General features: G+C 41.6%; 20 protein-coding genes and 4 tRNA genes. 15 read left to right on the top strand and 9 right to left on the bottom strand.

Annotated features, from left to right (window positions below):
• Position 1 precedes the first annotated feature (1 nt).
• From rpsS to rpsQ, 6 genes are read left to right on the top strand one after another with little or no spacing between them, the layout of a single operon-like run.
• Positions 2 to 280 (top strand): 30S ribosomal protein S19, encoded by a 279-nt coding sequence (gene rpsS, locus ABMY41_RS16370; protein WP_010376377.1) that lies wholly within the window; start codon positions 2 to 4, stop codon positions 278 to 280.
• 14 nt (positions 281 to 294) lie between these two features.
• Positions 295 to 627 carry a 50S ribosomal protein L22 gene (gene rplV / locus ABMY41_RS16365; RefSeq protein ID WP_004588690.1) on the top strand — a complete coding sequence of 111 codons (333 nt, stop codon included), beginning with the start codon at positions 295 to 297 and terminating at the stop codon, positions 625 to 627.
• A gap of 11 nt (positions 628 to 638) precedes the next feature.
• The gene (rpsC, locus tag ABMY41_RS16360) at positions 639 to 1340 is read left to right on the top strand and encodes a 30S ribosomal protein S3 (RefSeq protein ID WP_054552370.1); all 702 of its coding nucleotides are present in this window, start codon (positions 639 to 641) and stop codon (positions 1338 to 1340) included.
• 12 nt (positions 1341 to 1352) lie between these two features.
• Complete coding sequence (rplP, locus tag ABMY41_RS16355; protein WP_036974208.1) at positions 1353 to 1766, top strand: 50S ribosomal protein L16; 414 nt, start codon at positions 1353 to 1355, stop codon at positions 1764 to 1766.
• Positions 1766 to 1957 (top strand): 50S ribosomal protein L29, encoded by a 192-nt coding sequence (rpmC, locus tag ABMY41_RS16350; RefSeq protein WP_054552371.1) that lies wholly within the window; start codon positions 1766 to 1768, stop codon positions 1955 to 1957. Before rplP ends, rpmC begins: the two co-directional genes overlap by 1 nt.
• On the top strand, positions 1957 to 2214 hold the full coding sequence (gene rpsQ / locus ABMY41_RS16345; RefSeq protein ID WP_054552372.1) for a 30S ribosomal protein S17: 258 nt from the start codon (positions 1957 to 1959) through the stop codon (positions 2212 to 2214). Before rpmC ends, rpsQ begins: the two co-directional genes overlap by 1 nt.
• Positions 2215 to 2385: 171 nt before the next feature.
• Here the strand turns inward: rpsQ and ABMY41_RS16340 are convergent, their stop codons facing one another.
• The 8 genes from ABMY41_RS16340 to ABMY41_RS16305 all read right to left on the bottom strand — a co-directional run bounded on the left by ABMY41_RS16340 (position 2386) and on the right by ABMY41_RS16305 (position 9941).
• Positions 2386 to 3270 (bottom strand): hypothetical protein, encoded by an 885-nt coding sequence (locus ABMY41_RS16340; RefSeq protein ID WP_287243634.1) that lies wholly within the window; start codon positions 3268 to 3270, stop codon positions 2386 to 2388.
• 129 nt (positions 3271 to 3399) lie between these two features.
• Entirely contained in the window at positions 3400 to 4593 is a 1194-nt protein-coding gene (locus tag ABMY41_RS16335) for a dipeptidase (protein WP_289098503.1), read from the bottom strand.
• A 60-nt stretch (positions 4594 to 4653) separates the two neighbouring features.
• Entirely contained in the window at positions 4654 to 4911 is a 258-nt protein-coding gene (locus ABMY41_RS16330) for a YheU family protein (RefSeq protein ID WP_054554495.1), read from the bottom strand.
• A complete protein-coding gene (locus ABMY41_RS16325; RefSeq protein WP_054563919.1) occupies positions 4908 to 5888 on the bottom strand; it encodes a hydrolase in 981 nt (326 codons plus the stop codon). The genes ABMY41_RS16330 and ABMY41_RS16325 overlap by 4 nt, the downstream gene beginning before the upstream one ends.
• A 142-nt stretch (positions 5889 to 6030) precedes the next feature.
• Complete coding sequence (locus ABMY41_RS16320) at positions 6031 to 6171, bottom strand: DUF3149 domain-containing protein (protein WP_119852677.1); 141 nt, start codon at positions 6169 to 6171, stop codon at positions 6031 to 6033.
• 237 nt (positions 6172 to 6408) lie between these two features.
• Complete coding sequence (locus tag ABMY41_RS16315) at positions 6409 to 8565, bottom strand: ATP-binding protein (protein ID WP_287243636.1); 2157 nt, start codon at positions 8563 to 8565, stop codon at positions 6409 to 6411.
• Between the two features lie 117 nt (positions 8566 to 8682).
• Positions 8683 to 9339, bottom strand: a complete 657-nt coding sequence (locus ABMY41_RS16310; RefSeq protein WP_054563917.1) for a response regulator transcription factor — start codon at positions 9337 to 9339, stop codon at positions 8683 to 8685.
• A gap of 230 nt (positions 9340 to 9569) precedes the next feature.
• A complete protein-coding gene (locus tag ABMY41_RS16305; protein WP_054563916.1) occupies positions 9570 to 9941 on the bottom strand; it encodes a histidine triad nucleotide-binding protein in 372 nt (123 codons plus the stop codon).
• A 105-nt stretch (positions 9942 to 10046) separates the two neighbouring features.
• On the opposite strand from ABMY41_RS16305, the gene ABMY41_RS16300 reads away from it, so the two are divergent.
• The gene (locus tag ABMY41_RS16300) at positions 10047 to 10676 is read left to right on the top strand and encodes a DUF2057 domain-containing protein (RefSeq protein ID WP_287243638.1); all 630 of its coding nucleotides are present in this window, start codon (positions 10047 to 10049) and stop codon (positions 10674 to 10676) included.
• 52 nt (positions 10677 to 10728) lie between these two features.
• Here the strand turns inward: ABMY41_RS16300 and ABMY41_RS16295 are convergent, their stop codons facing one another.
• The gene (locus ABMY41_RS16295) at positions 10729 to 12573 is read right to left on the bottom strand and encodes a M1 family metallopeptidase (protein WP_349275451.1); all 1845 of its coding nucleotides are present in this window, start codon (positions 12571 to 12573) and stop codon (positions 10729 to 10731) included.
• 145 nt (positions 12574 to 12718) lie between these two features.
• Here ABMY41_RS16295 and murB point away from each other — a divergent pair, with 145 nt between their 5' ends.
• The 8 genes from murB to ABMY41_RS16255 all read left to right on the top strand — a co-directional run.
• Positions 12719 to 13729 (top strand): UDP-N-acetylmuramate dehydrogenase, encoded by a 1011-nt coding sequence (gene murB / locus ABMY41_RS16290; protein WP_349275450.1) that lies wholly within the window; start codon positions 12719 to 12721, stop codon positions 13727 to 13729.
• Positions 13726 to 14718, top strand: coding sequence for a bifunctional biotin--[acetyl-CoA-carboxylase] ligase/biotin operon repressor BirA (birA, locus tag ABMY41_RS16285; protein WP_251604453.1), 993 nt, complete (start codon positions 13726 to 13728; stop codon positions 14716 to 14718). Before murB ends, birA begins: the two co-directional genes overlap by 4 nt.
• Entirely contained in the window at positions 14715 to 15413 is a 699-nt protein-coding gene (locus ABMY41_RS16280; protein ID WP_349275448.1) for a type III pantothenate kinase, read from the top strand. Before birA ends, ABMY41_RS16280 begins: the two co-directional genes overlap by 4 nt.
• 117 nt (positions 15414 to 15530) lie before the next feature.
• A tRNA-Thr gene (locus ABMY41_RS16275) sits at positions 15531 to 15606 on the top strand.
• Between the two features lie 40 nt (positions 15607 to 15646).
• Positions 15647 to 15731: transfer RNA gene (locus ABMY41_RS16270), tRNA-Tyr, on the top strand.
• A 44-nt stretch (positions 15732 to 15775) separates the two neighbouring features.
• Positions 15776 to 15850: transfer RNA gene (locus tag ABMY41_RS16265), tRNA-Gly, on the top strand.
• A 13-nt stretch (positions 15851 to 15863) separates the two neighbouring features.
• A tRNA-Thr gene (locus tag ABMY41_RS16260) sits at positions 15864 to 15939 on the top strand.
• Between the two features lie 136 nt (positions 15940 to 16075).
• The coding region (locus ABMY41_RS16255; RefSeq protein WP_033023824.1) for a GTP-binding protein at positions 16076 to 16202 on the top strand (127 nt) is incomplete at its 3' end.

Below are 16202 nucleotides of genomic sequence, written 5' to 3'. Positions count from 1 at the left end.
CATGCCACGTTCTCTCAAGAAAGGTCCTTTTATTGACCTACACTTGCTGAAGAAGGTAGAGAAAGCGTTGGAAAGCGGTGACAAGAAGCCAATTAAAACTTGGAGCCGTCGTTCAATGATCATACCTAACATGATCGGATTGACCATCGCTGTCCATAATGGTCGTCAGCACGTTCCTGTGTTCATCACAGACGAAATGATCGGTCACAAACTAGGTGAATTTGCACCAACTCGTACTTACCGCGGTCACGCTGCGGATAAGAAAGCGAAGAAACGTTAAGAGGGGAATGATAAATGCAAGCATTAGCTAAACATAAATTCGCCTCTGGTTCGGCGCAAAAAGCACGTCTAGTTGCAGATCAGATCCGCGGACTTCCGGTTGATCGCGCTCTAGAAATCCTGGCGTACAGCCCTAAAAAAGCGGCTGTATTAGTTAAAAAAGTACTTGAGTCTGCTATTGCTAACGCAGAGCATAACGAAGGTGCTGACATTGATGAGCTTCGTGTAACTACGATCTTTGTGGACGATGGTCCAACAATGAAGCGTATTATGCCACGTGCTAAAGGACGCGCAGACCGCATCCTTAAGCGTACAAGCCACATCACTGTTGTGGTTTCAGATAGCTAGGAGTATAAGTAATGGGACAAAAAGTTCATCCTACTGGTATTCGCCTAGGTATCTCTAAACCTTGGGTTTCTACCTGGTACGCGAATTCAAAAGATTTCTCTGATCAGCTTTTTGGCGATCACAAAGTACGTACTTTCCTTACTAAGGAATTAAAAGCGGCTTCTGTGTCTAAAATCGTTATCGAGCGTCCAGCTAAATCTATCCGTGTAACAATTCACACAGCTCGTCCTGGTGTTGTTATCGGTAAAAAAGGCGAAGACGTTGAAAAACTACGTCAAGCAGTAACTAAGATTGCAGGTGTTCCGGCTCAGATTAATATCGCTGAAGTTCGTAAGCCTGAACTTGATGCACAACTAGTAGCTGACGGTATTGCGTCACAGCTAGAGCGTCGTGTTATGTTCCGTCGCGCTATGAAGCGTTCGGTACAAAATGCAATGCGCATTGGTGCAAAGGGTATCAAAGTTGAAGTTAGCGGTCGTCTTGGCGGTGCTGAGATCGCACGTTCAGAATGGTATCGTGAAGGTCGTGTACCTCTACATACTCTTCGTGCTGATATCGACTACGCAACTTCTGAAGCCTTAACCACTTATGGTATCATTGGTGTTAAAGTTTGGATCTTCAAAGGCGAAGTTATTGGTGGTTTACCACTAGTACAAGAGCAAGAGAAGCCAGCTAAACGCGCGCCAAAGAAAGCCAAAAAAAGTGCTAAGTAGAGGTAGCGAGTAATGTTACAGCCAAAACGTACAAAATTCCGTAAAATGCACAAAGGCCGCAACCGCGGTTTAGCGCAAAACGGTAACAAAGTAAGCTTCGGTACTTTCGGTTTGAAAGCTACTGGCCGTGGCCGTATGACTGCTCGTCAAATCGAAGCAGCTCGTCGTGCTATGACACGTCACGTAAAGCGTCAAGGTAAAATCTGGATTCGTGTATTCCCAGATAAGCCAATTACGAACAAACCATTAGAAGTTCGTATGGGTAAAGGTAAAGGTTCTGTTGAATATTGGGTTGCTGAAATTCAACCTGGTAAAGTACTTTACGAAATGGAAGGTGTTTCTGAAGAGCTTGCTCGTGAAGCATTTAACCTTGCAGCGCGTAAATTACCATTCACAACAACTTTCGTAACTCGGACGGTGATGTAATGAAAGCTAGCGAACTAAAAGACAAAAGCGTAGAAGAGCTAAATGCTGAACTTCTAGGACTTCTTCGTGAGCAGTTCAACCTGCGCATGCAAGCAAGCACTGGTCAGTTAGCTCAGACACACACGCTAAGAACAGTACGTCGCGATATCGCGCGTGTAAAAACAGTTATTAACCAGAAGGCAGGTCAATAATGAGCGATAAAATCCGTACTCTTCAAGGCCGTGTAATCAGCGACAAGATGGATAAATCTTTCACTGTTGCTATCGCACGTTACGTGAAGCATCCAGTATATGGTAAATTCATCAAACGTACGACTAAACTACACGTACATGACGAAAACAACACAGCTCAAACTGGTGACGTAGTTACTATTTCTGAGTGTGCTCCTATTTCTAAGACTAAGTCTTGGACTTTAGTAGACGTTGTTGAGCGTCCAAAGAAAGCTTAATTTTTAATTAAGTTTCCTTACTAAAAAGCCCCGGCATCTGCTGGGGCTTTTTGTTTTAAAAAATAGCTGGAAGCTGTCAGACGTCAGATTAGATCGAGAAGGGGCTTTCATTTCAGTATAAGAAAAGTTACTTCAGGATAAACTGGATTTAGTTTGTCCTAGCACCTTCAATCATTTCCCCAGCGCTTTATCTATTTCTTCTCTTAACCGTGGGCCTTTTAGGTTTTCAGCCATGATTTCGGCAACTTTTGTATTGCTACTATTTTCAAGAGCGGTAATTCGTTCTGCTAAATCACTGGCATAACTATTATTGCCGTCTCTTGTGGCACGAAAAAATTGGCCGATGAGGGCTGTGGCAGAAATATTGCGAACATAATCATTATCGTCAGTTTGTAACAGTTTTTGAAAATGCTCAGCGAGCTTAGTTGAGACATTATTTTGGCGAGATAAATTCTCTAAAGTACTGACACGAATCTTAGGATCATTCGTGTATTCGCTAATGCTTATCATGGCATCGATTACTGCATTTGCTTGGCTGTCGTCCAAGTCGCGTCTGAGCATGCCTAGGGTCATTTTTAGTTGCCCGTAGGCTGCTAAGCGCTCATTTTCGGACTTACTTAAATTGAGTAAGGTAGCAAGAGCTTCATTTATTGAGTTGTCGGCATATTGTGGGTCTGCTTTGATGCGTTCGCGGTAGTCATCAGGTAAATTACTTAGCCAGCCAAGCGCCGGATTTCTTTTTTCGATTTCGACTCGTCGCTCTTTTTCTTGCTGTTCCATTGCTTGTTTAACTAATGAGGCAAGTCGCTCAGGATCAATTGTAGGCGCTTTATTTTCAAGCTCGTGAATGCGTGTTTCGAGATCTAAAATGTAGCCATGTAAGGCGACTAGATTTTCTCTGTCTTGCTCTGGGATGGCCAACTCTTTTAAGTTAGGTTTTGCTTGCTGAATAACTACAGGCTTGTCAGTCGGGTTTGATGTTGTATAGCTATAAATTGATAAGCCCAGTGCAATGCTTGCAAATGCCAGCGCAGTATTCCCTTGCCAAGTCGACATATCACATCATCCAAGTTGCTTTGTAATATCAGCAGATTAAAACAAGCTATTTGTATTATCAAATACTTATGATGATAAAAATAAAAAGCGCAGCTAGTTAGCTGCGCTTTGAAATAGAGTTTATATCGATTAATGGGCTTTTGCGTATGCTTCAGCTTTTTGCCATACACGTAGCATATTGCCACTTAAAATCTTTTTGATGTCTTTATCACTATAACCACGGTCCATTAGACCTTGCACAAGGTTAGGATAGCTAGATACATCTTTTAAGCCAGTAGGTAGAGAGTCGCCTACACCATCGTAATCTGAGCCAATCCCCACATAATCGATACCAATTAGCTCAACTACATGGTCAATGTGATCAAGTACTTGTTCTAAGCTTGCAAATGGAAACGGGTTTTTAGCGCGATAAGCAGCATCAAAATCTTTGCTTAGCTTAGTACCGTCTTTTTTCTTTTCAGCCTTTGCTGATTTAAGTTGATCGTACCAAGAGCCTGCTTTTGCTGTAACAAAGCTTGAACCGAAGTTAATTTGAATAACACCACCATTCTTTTTAAGAGCTAACAGCATGTCGTCATTCATATTACGCTCAAAGCCAGGAGTGTATTTACGCAGTGACGAGTGTGAAGCAATCACGGGTACTTTCGAGATTTCCATCACTTGGTAAAACGCATCATCAGAAATATGCGATACATCAACCAGCATACCAATGTTGTTCATTTCTTTTACTAGCTCTTTACCGAATGGGCTAAGGCCTTTCCACTTACGACGAATATCATAAGATGAATCAGAAATGTGGTTACTCTGCGAGTGAGCTAGCGTGATGTAACGTACGCCACGCTCATAAAAGTGCTTAAGGTTTTTAATGTCGCCTTCGATAGGTGAGCCGTTTTCCATGCCCATAGCAATCGACATTTTACCTTGTTTAAACTGCTCTTTAATATCGGCAGTTGAGTCAGCAATAGCGAATTTACTTGGTGCGCGTTGCACAATCGCTTCCATAGAATCGATTAGCTGATTTGCTAATTGATAGCTTTTACCTTTGCCTTCAAATTCTAGGTTTGCAGGAATGTAAATTGACATGAAAGGAGCGTTCAAACCACCTTGCACAGCACGCGGATAATCAAAATCACCGTCGCTTGTAGCTTTGGTTACGTCAGCCCACTTGTTATGAATACGGTAAGGCACATCGATATGGGTATCGATTAAAATAGTGTCTTTTGCTAGTTTAATGGCTTTATCTGATGCAGTAACCTGATCTGCATTTGCTTGACCAATTAAGGCCAAAGAAACTGCGGCAACCAGTGAGCTTAGTTTTTTCATTTTTTAATGGCTCTTTAAGTTAAAAAGCCATTGTGAAGGGTTACAGTGTAACTTACAAGTTTAGTCGTTAAACGACGCTTGGTACTCTGGGTCAGCTTGTAGAGCAATGAATTCAGCTTTGGATATAATCGTAACTGACTCATGTAACTCAGAAAAAAACACCATGGCTTCACCATTTTTAAGCTGTTGATGAACCTGCGCTACTTTGCTTTCAATGCTAAATTCTTGTTCGCCGTAATCAGTGCCCTCACGTAAAACATAACTTTCGATTAAATTATACAGAGTCTCTTTATCGAGGCGTTCGTGGGGAATGATCATAACTGCTCTTTTTTAACTAATTGTTGAAAATACTCAGGCACAATTCGTTCAAGCCAATATTCGGGCTTAAAAGGGTTTTTACCGCTAATAAATCCGACATGGCCCCCTTGTTCTGAGATGCGCAGCGTAACATGTTCACTCACATCTAAGCTATCTGGCACGGCTTTTATTGATAACATCGGGTCATCTTTGGCGTGCACAATCAGCGTAGGTGTTGCAATGCTTTTTAAAAATGGTTTTGCACTCGCTTGCTGATAGTAATCTTCAGCACCGGCAAAGCCATGCAATGGTGCCGTGAGCATATTATCGAATTGCCATAAGTCATCAATCGCCATGAGCTTTTCTGGCGTTAGGCTAATTTGCTGTTCGATTTGTGGTAGCTTTCTTTGCATCGACTTTTTCATACGGTCGAGTAAATACTTTTGATAAATCTTACCTAAGCTTTTACGAATAACTTCGCAAGATGATGACAAGTCAAATGGTGCAGACACAACGGCTGCGCCAGTTAAGTTTGATTTAGTACCTTGCTCACCTAAATACTTTGCCAGTACATTACCACCTAACGAAAAGCCCACGGCAAATAACGGGCGTTTTGGAAACTTGCTCTTCAGGTGGTTGATGAAAAAGCGCAGGTCTTCGGTTTCACCGCTGTGATAAGCACGTGCTAAACGGTTAACTTCGCGCGAGCAGTTTCGAAAATGCATCAATACAACAGCAAAGCCTTGTTGTTTAAGCTTTTTCATCATGCCTTTAGCATAAAAGCTGTTTATATTGCCTTCTAAACCATGCAATACAATAGCGAGGGGTGCTTGCTCGTTATGAGGTGTTGCCCAAGCCAGTTCTAAAAAGTCGCCATCTGGAGTATCGATTGTCGATAAGTCGTAGCGTGTATTATGAAAAGGGCGAAAAAAGCGCGGCATTATGGTTTGTAAATGGCGATTGCGCATCCACCACGCAGGCTTAAACTCAGGTAACATAGCTGACACTTTCGAAACAAAATAAGCGCCTATTGTAGCAAGTTTTTGCTTTTTGAGAACCGCTACAAGATTTTAGCTAGCTGCAAATAAAAAGCCCCTAAACAATAAATTGGATAGGGGCTTTGTGCGTCGTGCTTAATTCTTACTTAGGAACTTCTGCGTCGTGTATTTTCTTAATAAAGAAACCAACATAGAAAAGGCATAAAACGATAACAACTGCCAAAATGCCGAATGACATAAATAAAACTGGGTCGCTAAAAAAATCTCTGAAGAATACGTTCATGGTTGTGCCTCCTAATGTCTATGAGTTAATCATAGGCTGGCTTGAGGGCGACTGATATGATCCAGATCAAGCTATTTTCCTGATGCTAAATAAGCCGATTTAATAGTTGATTTGGATCAAGTTTATTGGGGGAGTTCGGAGCTTTCAGACATGGGAGAGGGGGAATTTCTACGCATATGACAAATGTCGCTTGCTTGAGGCTAATTAGGGATTTGTCTCGCTAGGAGCTAGGAGCTCCTATGCTAACTCACTTCTAACATGCTTTAAGTAGGCTTGTAGGCTTTCTTGCCATAGGACTAATGCGTCGGTTAGTGATTCCTTTAAAGGCTTGTTGTCGAGCAGTTTACGCTCGATTTTCTTAAGCTCTAAACCATAGCGGTTAAAGCCTAGTTGTAAAGCCGTGCTGGCTTGGCGGTGCAGTAGCTTGATGCACTGCTCTTTATCGTCCTCGACGAGCTGTTGGCAGCGGATTAGTTTGTTTCTGGCTGACAATACAAACTCGTTGTAAATCGATGACACTTCATCTTCACTGAATGAGCAGACAAGAGTCGCTGCGGCTGTTTCATCATAGAGTGTATCGCGCAGCTCAACAGCAATGCTTGCTGCTTGATTACTTTGTGAGTCACTAAGTGCTTGGCGTAGTTTTTGTTGCTTAATTGGTTTGCCAACAATGTCTTTGATGCCAAGTGCTAAGTATTCTTTTATTTCATCAGGGCTAAGGCTCGCGGTGAACGCTAACACCGGGGTTCGCTGGTTTAAATGGTCGATATTTTTTAGCTTTTTCAGCACTTCTTGGCCTGTTAAGTCAGGCAAATTCATATCGAGTAACACCACATCAAAATGATGTTTTTGCATTAGTTCAATGGCACTAGTACCATCTTTTGCAAGCTTAATCTTGTGCTCGTCATCGGCCATAAATTCAATGGCAATTTTTTGGTTTAAGTCGAGGTCTTCAACTAATAACACGTCTAGGCCAGTAACATAATCTTTTGATTGGTGGCGCTGCTCAACAAGACTAAGCTCGCCAATGGCAAGCGGAATATCAAAGCTGAAAGTACTGCCTTTATTAAGTTCACTCTCAATATTGAGCTTGCTGCCTAACTTTTCCAGTAAACGGCTGGTGATTGCTAAGCCAAGGCCTGTACCACCTTTTTCTTTACCTGCGCTGCTTTGAACATAAGGTTCTGTTAGGTATGCAATTTCTTCATCTTCAATACCAGGCCCAGAATCTATGACGCTGATACGAACAAGGTGATCTAATTGCCCTTCATTGAGCAGTTTTACTTGGATTTTGACTGCACCTTGGTCGGTAAATTTAATCGCATTACCTACTAAGTTAATAATAACTTGTCTGAGTTTTTGTTGGTCGCAGTAATAACATGCTTGATCGGGCAAGTTGTATATAAGTTCAAACTTTAAATGTTTTTGCTCTGCTAAAGGGCTGAGTAAAAGGCACAGGTTATTGAGCCAGGTTTTAAACTCGACGTCTTCTTCGTAGAGCGCTTCATCACGCTGATCAAGGCTGGCGTAATCGAGTACTTTATCTACCAGTAAGTTTAGCGACTCAGCTGAGTTAATTATTGCTTCACAATAAGGTTTGTCACGTGGGTCACTCGACTGGTTCATGATTAGCTGTGCACTACCCAAAATGCCATTTAACGGCGTACGTATTTCATGGCTGATAGTTGATAGGAATAAACCACGAATTTCTAAGTCTTTATGAGCTTTTTCAGCTAACTGATTGAGGTTTTGTTCGCGGCGTTCATTACATAATAGTGCCATACCAGTTGCATAAAACATCGGCGCAATAACACCATTAATAAATAAAGTGATACTAAACCAATCCGCTGACAATAAGCTTGCTGTTGTGACATCTCCCATCATTAAGGTTCGGCCTGTAAATATAGCCAGAATAATGCTGAGAATTAAAATGTAGACAATACTGCCATTAGGGTAACTTTTACGGCCATTTTGAATAAATAATGCCAGTAAAAACAAGGCTTCAACTATATGCTGAAGATCAGAAACCAAGATTCGACTACGTAACTCTGCGCTATCAGTGGCAAGGTAAATCATGGTAATCGCGAGCACCACCGTTATCGCAACAAAGGTTTTAAAGCCAACGCATTTGGCATTTAAAAATTGGCAAATCGCAAGTACATGAATAATGGAAGCACTAAAGAGTAGGGTGTTTGCGATAGCAACACTGGCAATATTATTGATATGACCATGCAATGCAAAACTCATTACCGATGCAAACATCACTAGAGGGTAGAAAATATAGAGTAAGGTGCCCGGAGTATTATTATTGGTTCGCCATGTAAGGTAATTGAGAAGAGTCATCACTGCCATCATGGCAGCACTGGCGTAATATAAAGTGGCTGAGTCGAGCATTGTATTTCCGGTGTTTTGCAATCAGTTTGAGCATAAAGTCAATTACAGTGTTTAGCAACCAGAAACAAAAACAGACGCGGCTGCGTCTGTTTTAACTTGTAGGATGTTTTGTTTAGTTTAGCGAATTTCGTCTGGAATATTCTGCTGTGCCCAAGACAATAGCTCGATACGGTTACGACATTTAGTTTTTCTAAATGCACTATATAAGTGAGTTTTAACTGTATGTGGGCTGATGCTTAAGTCTTCAGCAATTTCTTTATTCTTCGAACCTTTACTCATTAGTGAGATAATTGCTTTTTCACGTTTAGTAAGTTTAACCGGTTCGATGTCACCATCTGTCAATTTGTGGAGTGCGTCTTTATTGAACTGCAACATACGATTTAGTGCATTACACATGATGTCGCGGCGATACCATAGTTGATCTTCAAGTAATAAACGAATGCCTTTCATTAACACATCAGCATTATCTGTTGTGTAAAACACACCACGAATACCACTTAATAGAGCACGGTTTGCAAGTTCAGGGTTTTCATCTAGGTTAAACAGTACGATATCGCATTTTAATCGTAAATTAACTAGCTGCTCTTTTAACTTGCCCCACGGATCTGTGCTTGACGTTTCAATAAATAACAAGCGTGTTCCTTCTGGTACTTCAGAGATATCAGTACCAGATGTCACTGCCAGTCCTTGTGTTTTTAACAATGGCTCTAATACGTTAATGCCAATAGTGTTAATTGGCTCTGGATCTAATAATAAAAAGGCTGAACTACTCATATATATACACTCTTGAATAAAGTTGACAGTTAAATCCTATCACGCAATCCACCCCTTTCGTATTAGAAATTTCTGAGAGTTGTGCAGGAAAAGTACAGTTTGTGTCTGTTTTGTGTCAAAAATTACAGTTAGTTAACTAATCGCAATATGTTAACTAACTGATATATATTCATTATAGCTAAAAATAATATATTTGTTCTACTTTTTACAGTTGTTTACATATCAAAGTATTAGATTGCTGTTTTTTTCTTGTCCTGATATGGAGGCCAGCCCATTTCTTTACCTGCTAACATGTGTAGGTGTATATGGTACACAGTTTGTCCGCCGTGGTCATTACAGTTCATTACGACGCGAAATCCGTCTTCACTAAAGCCAAATTGTTTAGCGAGTTTTGCAGCAACTACATATAAGTGACCGACTAAAGCTGAATTTTCTTCTGTAACATCATTAATCGTCGCTATTGGTGTTTTTGGAATGATCAACACATGAAAAGGGGCTTGTGGGTTAATATCTTTAAAAGCTAAAGATAGATCGTCCTCATAAACAATATCAGCTGGGATCTCTCGGTTAATAATCTTTGTAAAAATAGTCTCTTGGCTCATACTTAGCTCTCTTATAAATGTGGTTAAATGACCGCCCACTAATGACAAACTTTATTTGCAGTGTCAAACTGAAACTGCCGCAAGTTGAACAACCAAGGAGTGAACATGCGTAAGTTAGTATTACTGAGTAGTGCGTTAATGCTATTTAATAGTTTCAGCAGTGTAGCTGAGACTATTCACTTTCCCGAAGAGTTTGTACCCTTACAAGTTGGAGAGCGCCTAATTGAACAGTCGTTTTTCAGTCGTGTTGACGATGTTGAGCTTGCCCCTGGTACTTACCAAGTGAAGATGAAATATACCGATCTTTACGAGCAAGGTTATGATGACCATCAAGTTGTTGAGTCAGAGCCATTTTGGGTTGAGCTTACGGTAGAGAGTGGCAAAGACTATGACCTAGTGTTTAATCGTGCCAGTAATGCTGTTGCGGCAGAAGTGTTTGCTGAATCACCGCAAGTGAGCTTAAAAGCCAAGGGCAGTGAACTTGCTGTGCCGCTATCGATAGTGAGCTATCGTGCAGCTAGCGCGCCTGTACAAGCTGTAGCCAGTGCCCCAGTTGCTGTTACAAGTACAAGCAACAAGCCTGCGACTGCAATCCCTGTCACATTGCCTGCAAAAGTACCCGGAGGACAAGCGGGTTTGAAAAATACGCCAAGTGCGGCTGCGATGCTTGAGTTTTGGTGGCAACAAGCAAGCCCTGAAGAGCGCCGTGCGTTCTTACAAAAAGTAAGTAACTAATAAAATAATTAAAAAAGGCGCTGATTGCAGCGCCTTTTTTGTGTTTGATGACTTACTTTGCAAATAAGTCGTCAACAGTACCTTGTGCAAGTGGGTGGTAACCCGGACGTGCTTTTAAGTACACATCATGCGCCCAGTCTTTTTTACCGTTTTTAATAAGTGCTTTATAGAGTGGCACAATTAATTTACGACGACCGATGCCTGATAGGTGTTCATCAAGCGCTGGGTAAATTGGTTGATAACCATTACCTACCGCTAGCATAAACCATGCGAAAGCACGCTCTGCATTAGTTGACTGTGTTAGGTTGAATTGATTATCAAGCTCAGTCATTTTTTCGATGCTTAAATCGCGAGGTAGGTTATTCAAAAAGTGTAGCCACTCGTGAACTGACCAATCCGCTGTTGGTAACTGGGCTGCACTGATCTCACCGTTTAACCATGTTTTGGTTACAGCATCAACTTTATCGAAGGCATCAGACGTTGGGTTAGGAGCATCGCTTGGTAAACCAGGTTCAAAGATCCACTCATTAACTTTATCCATGCTCACAACGCCTGGATATTTTTCGATCAAGTTAGCTTTTAAGTAAGTAACAAATTGCGCTGTTGTAAGAGACTTAAACGCAAATTGGTCAAAGTAAGCTTTTACGAATGGGTCAAACTTATCACGACCAAATTTGTTTTCTAAATAAATTAAGAAAAGTTGACCTTTAGTGTAAGGCACCGAGCTAAATGCATCATCAGGATCGCGGCCATTAAGTTTTAAGTTAAGACGCGTATCTGGTGCTGGCAGAGTTTTAAGTAATGCACGTAAGCCGGCTGCATCAAGCGCTTGCTCCATAACTGCACGGTCACGGCCAAACACTTCTTCCATAATGCGGTTTTCAACGTAAGACGTGAAACCTTCGTTTAGCCATAAGTCTTCCCAAGTCGCATTGGTTACTAAGTTACCAGACCAAGAGTGAGCAAGCTCGTGAGCAATTAGGTTTACTAAGCTTTTATCGCCAGCAACAACCGTTGGTGTGATGAATGATAAACGTGGGTTTTCCATGCCACCAAATGGGAAGCTTGGCGGTAGCATTAATAAGTCATAACGACCCCATGCGTATTCGCCATACATCGCGTTAGTTTTATCGATCATCGCTTGCGTGTCGTTAAACTCAGCAACTGATGCATCTAAAATTGTTGGCTCAGCAAAGATACCCGTTTGCTTAGACATGGCTTTAAATTCTAAATTACCTGCACCAATTGCGATTAAGTATGGCGAAATTGGTTGTGGCATATTAAATAGATAATCGCCATCTTTATAAAGTGCATCTTTGTTATCAGCACTCATTACCGCACGAATGTCTTTAGGAGTGTGAATACGTGCCGAGTAGGTTACGCGCATTGCTGGCGTATCTTGTACTGGGATCCAACTACGAGCATGAATTGCTTGTGATTGGCTGTACATAAATGGGTGTGATTTACTGGCTGTTTGCTCTGGCGTTAACCACTGTAAACCTGAAGCTTCTGGGCGGTTGTTGTAGTAAATACGTGCTTTAACCGCTTGGCTTTTAAATTTAATTGTTAATTTTGAGCCCTTCACGTCATCACGTGCAGCAAGGGTGAAGTCAGCTTTGTGCCAGCTGCCTTTTTGATCTTGATACATTACTTTGTCGATATCTAAATCGCGAGTATCAAGCACCAGTGTTTTGCTTGTTGCATTGTGCCAATCTAGCGTGTGCTCAACAAAACCTTCTAGTTGTTTGTCATCAAAATCAACATCTAAATCTAGTAGTAGGTGAGTGGTTGTTACGTCATCTAAGTTTGCGTAAGTGTGCTGGCTGATTGCATCTGCAGTTGCTTGAGAGCAAGCACCGGCCATAGCAAGACTTAAAAGTAATGGTTTAAACTTCATAATAACCCTGGAACGGAAATGAAAAAGAGCCCGTTTTATAACATGATTAGTGCAGTGGGTTGAGTGATTTTTACAATCTAATGCGTATTTTGCGACGATAGGTTACACTAATGCGATTAGTTACCGGTAACCTTTGAGGCGTTTTGTGGCTCAGTCCCTGCAATCTTTTCATACCTTTTCTTTGCCAAGCCAATGCCAGCATTTTTATCAAATTGATGAAGTGAATCAGCTTTTAAGCACAGACTTTTCTGGGCCATTTTGTATTTTAGGTGAAGGCAGTAATACGGTGTTTTTATCTGACTACCAAGGTTCTGTGATCCACATGAATACGAAGGGCATAGATATAGAGCAGCAAAGCGATGGCTTTTTATTGCACATTGCAGCCGGAGAAAACTGGCACCAATTAGTTGCTATGACTATTGCTAATGACATGCCTGGGCTTGAAAACCTTGCTTTAATACCTGGGACTGTTGGTGCTGCACCAGTGCAAAATATAGGTGCTTACGGTGTAGAGCTTGAAAAGTTTGTGAGTTATGTCGAATACTTTGATATTGCCACCAAAACCATAAAGCGCTTAACTAAAGGCGAATGCCAATTTGGCTATCGTGACTCTATCTTCAAGCATGCACTGAAGAATAAAGCTGTAATCACCCAAGTAGGGTTACTGCTACCTAAAAAATGGCAGCCAGTACTGAGTTATGGACCATTGCAACAGCTTTCAGAACCCTCTCCACAACAGGTATTTGAGCAAATCATCACAACCAGAAATAGCAAACTACCAAACCCCAGTGAACTTGCTAATGCGGGCAGTTTTTTCAAAAACCCAGTGATCAGTAATGAGCAACTTGCGTTACTTTTAAAACAGTACCCAGAACTACCTCATTACTTTGTGGATGCTGAGCATCATAAAGTTGCGGCGGGGTGGTTGATTGAGCAAGCTGGGTTAAAAGGCTTTAAGATCGCCGGTATTGAAGTGCATCAGCAGCAAGCTTTAGTGCTAGTAAATCATGGTAACAGTACAGGTGATGACTTAATTGCCATGGTAAAGCATGTACAACAACAGTTTTGGCATAAATATCAGATTGCTTTACAGCACGAAGTGCGATTGATCAATGCTGATGATGAATGCCACATTGAATTGGGAGCTTCATCATGAAAGCGCCAGATGGAAATAAGCTCGCTATTTTACAAGCTCTAAATACCGGTGGTTTTATTTCTGGTCAGCAATTGGGCGAGCAGCTCGGTATTAGCCGTGCAGCAGTGGGTAAACATATTCACTCTTTGCAGGAGATGGGGCTCGATATATTTAAGGTTACGGGTAAAGGGTATTGCCTAAATAATAGTGCAGGCTTACTGAACAAAGAAAAGATCGGTCTGCATTATAATGAGTTAGGTGGCAGCACCGCTAATGTTGAAGTGCAGCCTATTATTGACTCAACCAACAGTGAGTTAATGCGCCGTTTGCAAACAGAAGTATCACTGCCATCTGGAAGCGTATTAGTTGCAGAAATGCAGCAAGCGGGAAGAGGGCGCCGTGGGCGCGTTTGGCAATCTCCGTTTGGTGCAAACTTATACTTTAGTTACTTTTGGCGTTTGGATGATGGTTTGCAAGCTGCTATGGGGGTATCTATTGCAGTTGGGCTTGCTGTTTACGATACGCTTAAAGCCTTATATCAATTAGATGTAGAGCTTAAGTGGCCAAATGATATCTACTTAAACCGTGAAAAATTAGCGGGCGTATTAGTTGAACTTGACGGCCAACCACAAGGTCCTTGTCAGCTTGTAATAGGTATAGGTATCAATTTACATATGCCAGAAAGTGTTAGCCAGCACATAGATCAAGCATGGACTGACTTAAGTCAGCATGTGCAGGGGTTAGATAAAAACAAGCTGGTGGCCTATTTATGCTTTTATTTAGAAAAACGTTTAGCTCAGTATCAGCAATCAGGTTTAAACGATATGTATCTACAGTGGAATCAATTAAATGCATTTGCTGGCGAGTGTGTTGAGCTCAATACGGGTCATCGTAGCTGGCGTGGTATTTGCGAAGGGATTGATAACCAAGGTGGCGTACGTATTCGTCAAGATGGCGAAGTGAAAAGTTATTATGGTGGTGAAATTTCATTACGTAAGGCTGAGCTATGAAACTATTAGTGGATGTTGGCAATACCGCAATTAAAGCCGTTTTATTTGATGGCAAGGATTACCAAACCTGTGAACTCAGCAATTTACCTTGGTCAAAAATAACAGAGCTGGTCTATGCCTGCGTAGGTAGCACAGAGCTACTTAAACCGTTATTAGCACAGGCGCAGCAACATTCTGTTCCTTACTTTGAAGCAGAGGTGACCGCTAAACTCGCTACGTTAACTTGTGCCTATCAGCAGTTTAAAAACCTAGGAATTGATCGCTGGCTCGCTGTGATCGCTGCGTATGTAGAATATCCCGAGCAAAACTGCATTATTATCGATGCCGGTACAGCAACGACAATTGATGTGCTTAATAAAGAAGGCGCGCATCTAGGAGGCTGGATCTTACCTGGCCTTGATTTAATGACCTCATCACTTACCCAAAATACGCAACGTGTGTTTGATGATGAGCAAACTCCATTCACGACTGAGTTAGGGCGTAATACGCCAAATGGCCTAAAAAATGGTGCTATGGTTGCTACTCTCGGTGCAATCGAGCAAGCAAAACAACATCTTAACCAACAAGGTTGTCAGTTATTATTTGCTGGTGGTTATGGCAAATTGTTAGCAGATACATATATAGATGCTAAGTTTGACAGCTTGCTCGTGTTTAAAGGACTGAATTATTGGCGTGAATTAGCTATAAAGCAGTAAAAATACGGGTTTTTGCCTGAATAGTGAGCGTTTAACACATAAATTCACATTTTTTTTAATTTTATGGTTGCATCACAATAAACCTTACCTTAGAATCTCGCCCCGTACTAAAGCAGTGCCGACTTAGCTCAGTTGGTAGAGCAACTGACTTGTAATCAGTAGGTCATCCGTTCAACTCGGATAGTCGGCACCACTTTCCTTTTACCGGAAGTGACTTAGTAAAGAATTTTCGTGGAGGGGTTCCCGAGCGGCCAAAGGGATCAGACTGTAAATCTGACGGCTCAGCCTTCGCTGGTTCGAATCCAGCTCCCTCCACCACTTTATTCTTGACGGTTAGAGGTAGTTTAAGAACAGGTTCCTATGCGGGCATCGTATAATGGCTATTACCTCAGCCTTCCAAGCTGATGATGCGGGTTCGATTCCCGCTGCCCGCTCCAGACTTCTGGTGTTGCTGATATAGCTCAGTTGGTAGAGCGCACCCTTGGTAAGGGTGAGGTCGGCAGTTCAAATCTGCCTATCAGCACCAGTATCGAGAACTCATCTTAATTTCTTCCTTTATCTGTCAGAAAAAACTATTTGAAATTTGAAAAAATTAAATTAATCTACCCTCGGTGGATTATTTTCATATGTAATCTAGATACACAAAACTGATAGGTTCCGTCATGGCAAAAGAAAAGTTTGAACGCGTAAAACCGCACGTAAACGTTGGTACAATCGGCCACGTTGACCACGGTAAAACAACTCTAACAGCAGCAATCACTAACGTACTTGCAAAAGTATACGGTGGTG

This window comes from Pseudoalteromonas sp. BZA4 (assembly GCF_040104395.1).
Lineage (GTDB): Bacteria > Pseudomonadota > Gammaproteobacteria > Enterobacterales > Alteromonadaceae > Pseudoalteromonas.
Note: the sequence above shows the minus strand (reverse complement) of the source record. Positions and strands in the feature narration are given on the sequence as shown.